The organism is Beggiatoa leptomitoformis (assembly GCF_001305575.3).
Taxonomy (GTDB): Bacteria; Pseudomonadota; Gammaproteobacteria; order Beggiatoales; family Beggiatoaceae; genus Beggiatoa; species Beggiatoa leptomitoformis.
The window spans coordinates 381,598-393,822 of record NZ_CP012373.2; the positions used below are offsets into that span (position 1 = coordinate 381,598).

Sequence of the window (12,225 nt, forward strand, 5' to 3'; positions counted from 1 at the left end):
AAAGGATAAGGTCATGTTGCACTTTTTTAATCGATTAAAAGTAGGTACAAAGATTTTAGTAGGATACTTTGTTGCGCTAGTGCTGATGCTTATGATTGGTTCAATCACACTTGTACAACTGAATAAAGTTAATGGCACTGTGGTGACGTTAACAGATAACTTGGCACAAGAATTACATTTTACCAACGAGCTGATGAATCAGATTTTAGTTGTCCGACTTTACACTAGTCGTTATGTCAATTCCAAAAACGATGCAGATTTAAAGCTATATACGGCAGAAATAGAAAAGTTCTACCAACTGATTAAAACCGCTAATGAAAAAAACTTATTGAAAACACGCCCACGTATAGAACAAGTACAAAAAAGTGTAGAACAGTATCAAGCCTTACTTATGCAATTAGTTGATGTTTATAAACAACGCCAACAGAACATAGAGCAGGTTATTCTAGCACAAGGTGTTTTTATAGAAAATGAGTTACATCAACTAGTTACAGAAAATTTTAAAGCACAGGATATTAATCAGATTTATCAAACAAGTGCAATTCAACAATCATGGCTTTCAGTGCGGTTGAATGCGTCTAAATTTCTGGAAAAAGGCGATAATGCATGGATAGACAAATTTGAGGAAAGCCATCAAGCGGTACAAACGGAAATTGCTACCTTAAAGCAGACTGGCAATAGTCCCATTATTGCAGAGATAGAAAAAGCCATTCAAAAATATATGGAAAGCTTTAATCAAATTAAAGCAGGTTATGCCTATGAAGTAGATGCGACTAAACAATTACGTATTTATGGCGCAGATGTCCGTGATAACGTTGAAAATATTATTAATGATATTACGGCTGATTTTGAATCGGCCAAACAAACAGCACAAGCAACGGTACAGCAAACAGTTATTAGTACGGGTAGCACCTTGCTTGGCGCAATTATTATTAGCTTAGGTTTTGGTTTTGGTATTACGCGTAGTATTACTCGACAATTAGGGGGTGAACCTGCCGAAGTAGCAAGCATGGCTGAACGTATTGCGAATGGTGATTTAGCCTTCAACTCGGGTAAAAGACGCGAAGGATTATTTGGTTCTATGCAACTCATGCAACAACAATTACGTGAGCGTATAGAAGAAGATAAACGTATTGCTGACGAAGCACTACGGATTAATCAAGCCCTAGATAGCGTTACGACCAACGTTATCATTGCCGACAGCCACTTTAAAATTATTTATGCTAACAAAGCAGTACAAACCCTATTTCAACGTGAACAAGATAAATTCCGTCAAGAATTACCACAACTCAACACCACAAATCTTTGCGGACAAACTATTGACAGCCTGCATAAAGATTCACAAGCTCACCGCCGCATCCTCCAAAATCTTCAAAGAAGTGAACATTCCCGACTGGATTTAACCAGCCTTGTGATTGAATACATTGTCACGCCCGTAATAAGCCCACAAGGTGAACGTGTTGGCTATGTTAAAGAACTCCAAGACCGCACAGTAGAAGTGGCAACAGAACAAGAAATAAACAACGTTATTCATGCAGCCTCTCAAGGCGATTTTGAAAAACGGGTTGGACTAGCAGGAAAAACAGGGTTTTTTAAGTCTTTTAGTGAAGGCGTTAACCAAATCATGAACTACAACCAACTTGCGGTTGAAGATACCATGCGTATGTTTGCGGCATTAGCAAAAGGCGATTTAACCCAAAAAATTGACCGTAACTATCTTGGCTCACTAGAACAACTCAAAAACGATGCAAACAGCACTGTTGATAAACTAACTGAAATTATTACTTTTATTAAAGAAAGTGCAGATACAGTCAGTACCGCCTCTGAAGAAATATCTACAGGTAATATTAGTTTAAGCCAACGGACTGAAGAACAAGCCGCCTCGCTAGAAGAAACCGCTGCTAGCATGGAAGAAATGACCAGCACGGTGCAACAAAATGCGGACAATGCCCGCCAAGCCACCCAACTTGCCAGCACTGCCCGTGAACGCGCTGCTCAAGGACGTGGTGTTGTAGGGTCAGCCGTTCAAGCCATGAGTGCTATCAGCGAAAGTAGTCGACGTGTAGCTGATATTATCAGCGTTATTGATGAAATAGCCTTTCAAACCAACCTTCTTGCCCTTAATGCTGCTGTTGAAGCTGCTCGCGCGGGCGAACAAGGACGTGGTTTCGCAGTCGTCGCAACTGAAGTACGCAACTTAGCCCAGCGTAGCGCGAATGCAGCTAAAGAAATCAAAAACCTCATACGCGACAGTGTAGAAAAAGTCAAAGAAGGTACACAATTAGTCAATGAATCGGGTAATACCTTGCAAGAAATCGTCACTGCAGTCAAAAAAGTCAGTGATATTATTGCCGAAATTGCGGCCGCTAGTCAGGAACAATCATCAGGTATTCATCAAGTTAATAAAGCTATTAGCCAAATGGACGAGATGACCCAACAAAACGCTGCACTTGTTGAAGAATCTGCCTCTGCTAGTGAATCCATGACCGAACAAGCCCAACGATTACGGCAACAAGTCGCCTTTTTTCAAACAAACCGTACAATACAACGCAATAGCACACAGAAAACTGAACCCACGAAACCAAAAGCCGTTGATAAAGCCAGCCATTTTTTAGAAAAGGTTCAGAATAAAACCGAAAAATACAAAAAAACACCTGATACCACAGGTGGAGAATGGGAAGACTTTTAACCCTTAACTAGAACATATCGTTAGGAAATCCTAATACCTCTTTTCTACCCTCACGACAACAGATATTACGCTATCATGGAACAATGGACACAATTTTTACAACAAGCAGGCGCGCATATTGAAGCCCGCACGGTTCTAGACTTTGGACAAGCTGCTGTGGAACAACAAGCTGTTTTACAATCAGATTGTATTTTAGATTTATCCACATTAGGGTTACTCCAAGTAACAGGCAACGATGCGGAAAAATTTTTACAAGGACAATTCACCAACGATGTGCGCCAAGTTAATGGACAACGTAGCCAACGGAGTGCATGGTGTAATGCTAAAGGGCGTGTACTCTATACTTTTCAATTAATTAAACGTGATAATACTTATTTAATTCTATTACCTCATGAAGTCTTAGACGCAGTTCAAAAACGCTTGAAAATGTTTGTGTTACGTTCGGATGTCCAATTTACGGATGTATCTGACCAACTCCCACCTATTGGCGTTGTTGGTAAAAACAGCCAGCAACTGCTCGCAAACGCGCTCGGTTTCTCTGTTCCTGAAGAAACAAATGCCAGTATCACCCAAGAGCAAACAACGATTGTCCGCATCGCGGGACAAATCCCACGCTATATTGTTATCAGTGACTTAACAACACAAAGCCAAACATGGCAAGCACTACAAAAACACGCGAAACCTGTTGGTACACACGCATGGCAGTTGCTTGACATTCTTGCAGGTATCCCACAAATTGCGACTGTTTTAAGTGACGAGTTTATTCCACAGATGTTGAATTATCAGGCAATTGGTGGGATAAACTTTAAAAAAGGTTGTTATGCAGGACAAGAAATTGTTGCCCGTATGCAATATCTTGCGACACTTAAACAACGTCTTTACTTGGTTAAAATTGCCAATTCCTCAACCACACCTCAAGCGGGCGATAATTTATATGGCACAGCAGATACTCAGAGTATTGGTAAATTAGTGAATATTCAAGCTCATCCCGAAGGTGGCTATGTTGGGCTTGCGGTATTAAATATTGAACAAGCAGATAGTAACCCTGTGTATTTACAGCAAACAAATGGCACAGTGTTAGATTTATTAGAATTACCCTATGACCCAACGGCAACGATGGCAGCGTAGAAACTTAAAAATCTTGCTTGAATCAGAATTATCAGAATTGAGATAACTTTTTAAAAACGGATAACATCGCGTTAGGCGGTGGTATCCGCGCTGTTTTTATCAGTGATTTACTTAAATAATGCTTTGTTTCTGCCTGTGTAAAATGGTTGAAATATCATGAAAATCTTTATTGTTTTACTATTACTAACTGCGAGTAGTGTGCAAGCAACGCCTGTGGTTGATACTGAAACAGAATACTATGTTGTAGATGGTAAAGATGCTCGCGCAATCCGAGCGGATATGAATGCTAAACGAGAGGGGCGTTATGATGCCTATACCGCATGGCATGTAAAGTGGCGTTTTTTCTGGGATAAACAACCGAATACTTGCACAATAACGAAGGTTAAAAGTACCGTTTCAGTTAAATTTACATTGCCTAAATTGGCAGAACATACGATTGCTAATCAAGATGCTAAAAACCGATGGAATCGTTATTACCATGCGTTAATTGACCATGAAAATGGGCATCGAGATTTCGGCGTGAATGCCGCAAAAGAAATTGAAGCGGCACTCTTGAATATGAATAGTTATAAAAATTGTACGATATTGGAAAAAGCAGCGAATGCGTTAGCCCACAAAATTGTGGATGAATATATTGTAGATGAGAAACAATATGATATTGATACAAATCATGGTTTGAATAACGGGGCGTTTTTTCCGTAAAATGACGCTATTTAATCCAATGTTTCCCGATATTTTAACGTGCCTATCATAATCACCACTAAGGTAAAAATAACGATGGGAATTAAATGCGGAATGCTGTCTGCAATGCCATTGCCTTTTAATAAAATCCCACGCACCAAACGCAAAAAATGTGTTAATGGCAAACATTCTCCAATGATTTGCGCCCAATTTGGCATTCCACGAAACGGAAACATAAACCCTGATAATAAAAGCGATGGCAGAAAAAAGAAAAATGCCATTTGCATGGCTTGTAATTGATTTCGCGCAATTGTTGAGTAGGTAATGCCTACGGCTAAGTTGGCTGCAATAAAAATCATGCTGACTATCAGCAACAACCATATACTGCCTAACATTGGTACATTAAACAGTAGCCGTGCTGCAAGCAGAATTAGAGCGACTTGAATATAACCAATCATAATATACGGCACGATTTTTCCCATCATCACTTCTAATGGACGCACGGGCATTGCCAATAGGTTTTCCATCGTGCCACGTTCTCGTTCTCGGGTAATCGCTAACGCGGTAATCATCACCATTGTCATGGTCAGTACTACCCCCATTAATCCGGGGACAATATTGTATTGTGTGATACCTTCTGGGTTATATAAACGGTGTGTGCGTAGCTCTACTGCGGGTGATTGGCTGTGTAAAAAGCCTAATGCACCTTGAAAATCACGGTCTAAACTTGTTTGCACAATCGCAGTTAAGGCGGCTAGTGCGTTGCTGGTAGCAGCGGGGTCTGTTGCATCTGCTTGTAGTAAGACAACAGGGCGTTCACCACGGACTAAATCACGGGAAAAATTAGGCGGAATAATCAGTGCAAATTGAATCTCACCCTGACGTAATAATGTTGCTAACTCAGCCTCGGTCTCTGGTGTGCTAACCACTTGAAAATATCCACTATAGCGAATGGCATTTAATAAAGTACGTGCATGTGGGCTGTGGTCAGCTTGTAATATGGCTGTTGGTAAACTTTTGGGGTCAGAATTAATGGCAAAACCGAATAAAGTAAGTTGTAACAGTGGAATACCTATAATCATTCCAAAAGTGAGACGGTCTCTACGCATTTGAATAAATTCTTTGACTACAATGGCCCACCAGCGATGCAGGGTAAAGCGTGTATTCATAAACTGGTATCCTGTGCGGTTTGCATCAAACTGATGAATACATCCTCTAAACTGGGATGTGCTAATGTCCATTGATAGCGTGTATCTTGTTGATAGCTTTGTAAACTGGTATTTAGTGCATCGATATCGCGTCCGCTCACATGTAGTTGATTACCAAAAGCGACCGCTTGTTCAACCGCAGGTAGTTGTTTTAACTGTGATTGTAGTTGCCATAAATCTATTCCACAGACTACCCATGTCGTGAGTCCTGACCCGTCTAACACTTCTTGAACCGTGCCATCTGCCAATAAGTTACCATAAGCAATATAGGCTAAACGATGACAACGTTCTGCTTCATCCATGTAGTGTGTGCTAACTAGGGTAGTCATCCCTGTTGCAGATAGGTGGTGAATTTGTTCCCAAAAATCACGACGGGCAGCGGGGTCAACGCCTGCGGTAGGTTCATCTAAGAGCAGTAATTGGGGTTCGTGCAATAAACAGGCAGCGAGTGCAAGGCGTTGTTTCCAACCACCTGATAATACACCCGCTAATTGATTTGCTCGGGTACTTAATCCTAATTGTTCTAAACTTGCCCACACACGTTCTTGGCGATGTGGAAGGTGATATAGTCGTGCAACAAAATCTAAATTTTCTCTAATCGTTAAGTCTTCATATAAACTGAATTTTTGCGTCATATACCCCACTTTTTGTTTAATTTTATTGGAGTCACGCAAAATATCATAATTTAAACAAATACCTTTTCCCGTGTCTGGGGTTAATAAACCGCATAGCATCCGCATTGTCGTGGTCTTACCACTGCCATTTGGGCCTAAAAAACCATAAATTTCGCCGCGTTTAATACGCAAAGCTAAGTTATTAACCACACAGCGCGTACCAAATGTTTTACTTAATTGTTCTACCTTAATAACAAAATCCGCTGTTTCTGTTGCCCGTAAATTAATAAGTGCTGACATGTGAATAAAACCTCTTTGCAGTACGTTTAATTAATGGGGTTTATCCGATTCAGATAACCATACTGTTACGGGTTGTCCTGTGTGTAGGGATGGCGCAATTTCTGCCGAGGGACGGGCTTCTAGCATGTAAACTAATTTTACACGGGTTTCTTGGCTATAAATGATGGGCGGGGTGTATTCTGCTTGTGTTGCAATATAGCTAATGGTGGCAGTGAGGTTTTTTGTGCAACTGTCACAGTGAAAATTAACTATTTTACCGAGTTGCATTTGTCCTAAATCGGTTTCGGGTATGAAAAAACGAAGTTTTATATGTGTTGGCGGCAGTAGTGCAAGAACGGGATTACCCGATGCAACCCATTCACCTGCATAATGAAAGACATCAGTAATTTGTCCTGCTGTTGGGGCGGTTATGCGTTTTTGTTCAACGCGCCAACGGGCTTGGGCAACAATAGCTTGGGCTGCAACGACTTCCGTCTGTAGTGCTTGTAGTGCATCTGTCCGACCACCCAGTTGTGCAATCTCTAGTTGCGTTTGTAATTCGCTTAAACGGGCGTTTTGTCGTTGTACTGTGGCACGGCTAACATCTATACTTTCTTGTTGAATAGCTTGTTTTTGAAACAGTTTTTCGGTACGTTTTAATTCAATTTGCGCAAGATTTACATCCGCTTTGGTTTGGGCGATGCGGGCTTGTATTTCAGCTAATTCTGCTGGACGTGAGCCTTTTTGTGCATCCGCTAAACGGGCTTGCGCGGTTTGTTGTTTTTGTTCGGCTTCTTGAAGTGCTAAATTGTCGGGTTCTGCAACTAAACTAAAAAGAATATCTCCTGCATTGACTTGTACACCTTTTTCTACGTTGACCTGTGCGAGTTGTCCCGCGATGACAGGCGATAACCAAATAAACTCACCTTCTACATAACCTTGCCAGCGGGTTGTATCGGTATGCTTGTTAGTGAGCGTATCCCACCCTGTTTGTAAAGTAGCGGGTAAGGTAAGATTGAGGAGGTAGAAACTGAGTATAAAGATTGAAGTATTCATTATAACCATTAAGCTGTGATGTATTTTGGAAGAAATCACCGACAAAAATAGGAAAGAAGAAACTTTATCGTAATGCGCGGTTTATTTAGTGATTATAAGACAGCGTGGCGTTATGCGCCCTGAGCGGGAATCGAACCCGCGACCACTCCCTTAGGAGGGGAGTGCTCTATCCACTGAGCTACCAAGGCATTAAAAAAAGTCGGTGGAAATAGATTTGGCTTGCAGATTGGTATTTTTAGAATAAATCAAGATATGGTGGAGTTGAGGAGGATCGAACTCCCGACCTTCGCATTGCGAACGCGACGCTCTCCCAGCTGAGCTACAACCCCAAACAAAGCAGAATGCGAATTATATATTTTCGCTGATAGTGACGCAAGCATTTTCTCTTATCAGGTTTATCGCTGAACACAGATTTTTATAATGTAATTTTTTTGGTTTCTTTGGATGTTTCTAGTGCTTGGTCTATCGCCGTTAGGAATTTTTTTATGTCTAATGGTTTGATGATATAGCTCAAAAAACCAACTTGACGACTACGTTCTAAATTGTGCGCGGTATCATTCGCACTCAATGCCAGCACGGGAATATATTGTGTATCCGTCGTTTGACGTAAGTTTTCTAGCACTTCAAAACCATCCATACCGGGGAGGTTAATATCTAGCAGGATAATATCTGGGTGGTGCAAGTGTGCAAGTTCTAAACCCATTTCTCCTGTCTGTGCAGACATTAGGGCGATATCGGGACGGGCTTTGAGGATTTGAGCGACAAGGCTTACATTTGTTCGGCTGTCTTCTACATAGAGTAATAGGTGTTTACGGTGGGTTTGGGCCGCGTCTAAACCCATATTATCGATTTGTCCTGTTGGGAGTTCTACTTGGAAACGACTGCCCACGCCTGATTCACTTTCTACATTGATGCGTGCGTCCATCATTTCTAATAGACGTTTGGTAATCGTTAAACCAATCCCCGTGCCTTCAATCAAATTCAAGCCACTCACTCGGGTAAAAGGTTCAAATATCTTGTCTTTTTGTTCTGCGGTTAGACCAATACCTGTATCGATGATGGTGAGTTGAACACATTCAACCTTAGGTTGTATTAATTGAATGGTAATAATTCCTTGTTCTTTATTATATTTAACAGCATTAGATAATAAATTAATCAATACTTGTTTTAAACGTCCTCTGTCAACAAGCGCGAAATGTGGCGGTAATGAAATGGTTTCATTAGTAATTTTGATACTACGTTTTTCAGCAAGTGGTAGTATGAGGTCGACACACTCTTTAATTAGGTCAATTAATTCAACCTCTTGAATAGATATTTCTAATTTACCTGCTTCAATGCGCGTTAAATCTAATACTTTGTTAATTAGCTCTAATAAGTGCCAACCTGCTTGTAATATATTGCTCACATATTGGCGCATATCAACAATATAGTCGTCATCTAATTCGTTTAATGGTGTATTTAGGTCGTCTTTGAGCAGTTCACCATAGCCTAGGATTGCATTCATGGGGGTGCGCAATTCATGGCTCATACTGGATAAAAATTGAGATTTAGCCTGACTGGCTTTTTCGGCGGATTCTTTAGCGGTGATAAGTTCAGTTTCTATATTTTTTAAATCACTAATATCTTCAAATAATAGGGTAAATTGTTTAATCTCTTGGTCAACAATAATTGGGTCAAATACACAAGAAACAGGTAGTTTACGATGGGTTTGTTGTAAACAGGCATTATGGTCATAAAATGCGTGCCCTTTTGCCAAGCGTTTTAACAGGTCATCTACAACAAAAGGCTTATTGATTGAAATATCATGAAGTTCAAAGTATTCCAAAATTTTCGCTGTAGGCGTTGATGTATCTTGAATTTCAAAATAGTGTTGTGCTGCTGGATTGATAAATAATGGCTGTCCTTGTATGTCAAAAATACATAACCCACTGCTAAGTGAAAACGCCATGTTATGTAACAAAGGCATTTGTTCAATGTTCATTGGGTTCGCAATAGTATTTGCAACAACGTTTTCAGTCGATTCTGTCGGATGACGTTTCAGTAATTCACGTTCATGGTCGGCATTTGCATAGGAACGTTCAATCCGACTGAGAAACTCGCGCCATACGGTGGGGTCTGTGGGTAAATCATCTGGGGTAAACCCCGCTCTACGCAATTGGCGTTCTAATAATGAGTGCATGGTGAGTTATTCCGTATTAAAACCCTTAATTTTTCTTGTAATTTACAGATAATTTATACCCAATGAAACGTTAGGCACGGTCAGTTAGAACTCCCAACGGTTGTTTTAACGAACTGATAAACGAAACCGCTTTTGTTGATAATTAATCACTACATCATTTGAACGAATAGATTCCACAGTCATTCCTTCCTGAATCGACATACCCTCACGATAGCGTCGTCCATTAATCAACACAAATCGTTGTTGTGCCTCCGTCGCGTAAACATGCGCATTAATGGTTAATGCAGGCAGTTTTTGTTGTAGATAAGCAGGTATTTCAGATAATGCGGGTAATGTTGCAGTCTCTGGTTTAGGCGCGACAGATGGTAACGGATTATACACAACTGGCGGTGATGGCTGTGCAGTGGGTATCGTTTTTGTGAGTAATGAAACCTGCGCTTGCTGTGCTAATGGGCTTGGCGTATCCGTTGGCAAGCGAACAACAGGCATATTAACGGTCGTTTGTGCGTCTATAACAGGTGATGTTTTCATCCCATGCCAGACCAAACTCGCGCTTATCAATCCTATAACCCCTATCCCTGCAAATAATAACCAACGCGAATATTCGGCTGGTGGCGTAAATAAAGGCGGATAGGTACTGTCTAGGCTTGGAATTTTACCCAAACCGCGTTCTCGTTCTGCTTTTTTTAAGGCATCTAATATGTACGACATTGTTAATTTCTAATGCGAAAGCGTTATAAACTCGCCTGTAATAAAAGTTGGGTGTAAGGATGTTGTGGATTATTAAACAAGGTTTCGGTTTTCCCTTGTTCTACAAATCGTCCTTGTTTCATCACAATAACACGGTGTGCCATTGCGCGAATAACTTTTAAATCATGGCTGATGAAAAGATAACTAATATTATGTTTTTTTTGTAAATCACTTAGCAACGTTAAAACTTGTTTTTGCACAGAGACATCTAACGCGCTCGTGGGTTCGTCTAACAACACTAAACGTGGTTCTAAAATAATAACCCTTGCAATTGCAATACGTTGGCGTTGTCCACCCGAAAATTCATGCGGGTAACGCCATAGCATTTCCTTACTTAAACCAACTTCCTCTAAAACAGCAATAACTTTTTCACGTCGTTGTTGTCGGTCTAACTGTGGACTGTGAATTTCTAAACCTTCACCAATAATCTGTTCAACAGTCATGCGAGGTGATAAAGAGGAATAAGGGTCTTGAAACACTACTTGAAAATGTTGTCGTAAAGGGCGTAATTTCTGCTGTGATAAGGTATCTAAGCGTTGTTTATTAAACTTAATTTGTCCCTCTGCTGTTTGCAAGCGTAGCATACAAAGCCCTAAAGTGGTTTTACCCGAACCTGACTCACCCACAATCCCTAAGGTTTCTCCCGGATATAAATGTAAATCAACATTATCTACAGCAATAAATTTTTGCCTAGGGCTAAAAAATCCTGTTTTATTTAAGAAAAAATGACAACTAATGGCTTCACAATCTAAAAGAGGTTCTGAACGATTAATATAATCATAAGGTGCTTGTAAATTTTCAGGCTGGCTATTTAATAAATGTTGCGTATATTCATGTTGTGGACGTTCAAACAAGTCTGCTGTACTTGCCTGTTCAACCAGTTTACCTGTTTGCATTACACAAATACGATCGGCAAAACGTTTGACCATATTTAAATCATGCGTAATTAATAAAACTGCCATTCCAAACGTTTTTTGCATATTATTCAGTAATTCGATAATTTGTAACTGAATAGTGACATCTAACGCAGTTGTTGGCTCATCGGCAATTAATAATTTCGGTTGACAGGATAACGCCATTGCAATCATAACTCGTTGCCGTTGTCCACCTGATAGCTGATGTGGATAAGCATTAAAACAACGGTGTGGCTCAGTAATCCCTGTTAATTCTAATAACTCTAGCATCCGCCGTTTAGCATCTGCTTTTTTAATGCGTTGATGAATTAATAACGGTTCAACTAATTGTTGTCCTATGGGATAAACAGGATTTAAAGCTGTCATAGGCTCTTGAAAAATCATAGCAATTTCCTTGCCACGAATTTGTCGCATCTGAGCATCACTGAATTTTAATAAATCCTTGCCTTGAAAGTTAATTTTTCCTGTTGGATAACGCACCTGCTCTTTATCTAGCAAGCGGAGAATTGACATTGCTGTCACAGATTTCCCCGAACCTGATTCACCCACTAACGCCATTTTTTCACCTGTATGAATATCAAAGCTCACATTTTGCACAACAGTGGTTTGTTGATGCGTAAAAGTAAGGCTGAGGCGTTCAATAGTCAGTAGGGGAAAAACATTCATATTTGTTTAAAATTCTATCGCAACGTATAAGAGACATCATAACAATCTAAGACCCTCTCTA

Annotated in this window: 9 protein-coding genes and 2 tRNA genes; 3 read left to right on the forward strand and 8 right to left on the reverse strand. The window is 40.3% G+C overall.

Annotation, left to right across the window (positions count from 1 at the left end; translation table 11 throughout):
* The first annotated feature begins 13 nt into the window (after nucleotides 1-13).
* From AL038_RS18395 to AL038_RS01635, 3 genes are all read left to right on the forward strand, one after another.
* The gene (locus tag AL038_RS18395) at nucleotides 14-2,689 is read left to right on the forward strand and encodes a methyl-accepting chemotaxis protein (RefSeq protein ID WP_062148050.1); all 2,676 of its coding nucleotides are present in this window, start codon (nucleotides 14-16) and stop codon (nucleotides 2,687-2,689) included.
* A 75-nt stretch (nucleotides 2,690-2,764) separates the two neighbouring features.
* Nucleotides 2,765-3,817, forward strand: coding sequence for a CAF17-like 4Fe-4S cluster assembly/insertion protein YgfZ (gene ygfZ / locus AL038_RS01630; protein ID WP_062148053.1), 1,053 nt, complete (start codon nucleotides 2,765-2,767; stop codon nucleotides 3,815-3,817).
* 156 nt (nucleotides 3,818-3,973) lie between these two features.
* Nucleotides 3,974-4,519, forward strand: a complete 546-nt coding sequence (locus AL038_RS01635) for a DUF922 domain-containing Zn-dependent protease (RefSeq protein ID WP_062148056.1) — start codon at nucleotides 3,974-3,976, stop codon at nucleotides 4,517-4,519.
* Nucleotides 4,520-4,530: 11 nt separating this feature from the next.
* On the opposite strand, the gene AL038_RS01640 is transcribed toward AL038_RS01635, so the two are convergent.
* The 8 genes from AL038_RS01640 to AL038_RS01675 form a co-directional block, all read right to left on the reverse strand.
* Nucleotides 4,531-5,667 (reverse strand): ABC transporter permease, encoded by a 1,137-nt coding sequence (locus AL038_RS01640; RefSeq protein ID WP_062148059.1) that lies wholly within the window; start codon nucleotides 5,665-5,667, stop codon nucleotides 4,531-4,533.
* Nucleotides 5,664-6,620, reverse strand: coding sequence for an ABC transporter ATP-binding protein (locus AL038_RS01645; RefSeq protein ID WP_062148065.1), 957 nt, complete (start codon nucleotides 6,618-6,620; stop codon nucleotides 5,664-5,666). Before AL038_RS01645 ends, AL038_RS01640 begins: the two co-directional genes overlap by 4 nt.
* A 30-nt stretch (nucleotides 6,621-6,650) precedes the next feature.
* Entirely contained in the window at nucleotides 6,651-7,655 is a 1,005-nt protein-coding gene (locus AL038_RS01650; protein ID WP_062148067.1) for an HlyD family secretion protein, read from the reverse strand.
* 115 nt (nucleotides 7,656-7,770) lie between these two features.
* A tRNA-Arg gene (locus tag AL038_RS01655) sits at nucleotides 7,771-7,843 on the reverse strand.
* A gap of 65 nt (nucleotides 7,844-7,908) precedes the next feature.
* Nucleotides 7,909-7,984, reverse strand: a tRNA-Ala gene (locus AL038_RS01660).
* 86 nt (nucleotides 7,985-8,070) lie between these two features.
* Nucleotides 8,071-9,834, reverse strand: a complete 1,764-nt coding sequence (locus AL038_RS01665) for an ATP-binding protein (RefSeq protein ID WP_062148070.1) — start codon at nucleotides 9,832-9,834, stop codon at nucleotides 8,071-8,073.
* Between the two features lie 105 nt (nucleotides 9,835-9,939).
* Nucleotides 9,940-10,545 (reverse strand): general secretion pathway protein GspB, encoded by a 606-nt coding sequence (locus tag AL038_RS01670; protein WP_062148074.1) that lies wholly within the window; start codon nucleotides 10,543-10,545, stop codon nucleotides 9,940-9,942.
* A 23-nt stretch (nucleotides 10,546-10,568) separates the two neighbouring features.
* Nucleotides 10,569-12,164, reverse strand: coding sequence for an ABC transporter ATP-binding protein (locus AL038_RS01675; RefSeq protein ID WP_062148076.1), 1,596 nt, complete (start codon nucleotides 12,162-12,164; stop codon nucleotides 10,569-10,571).
* Nucleotides 12,165-12,225 lie beyond the last annotated feature (61 nt).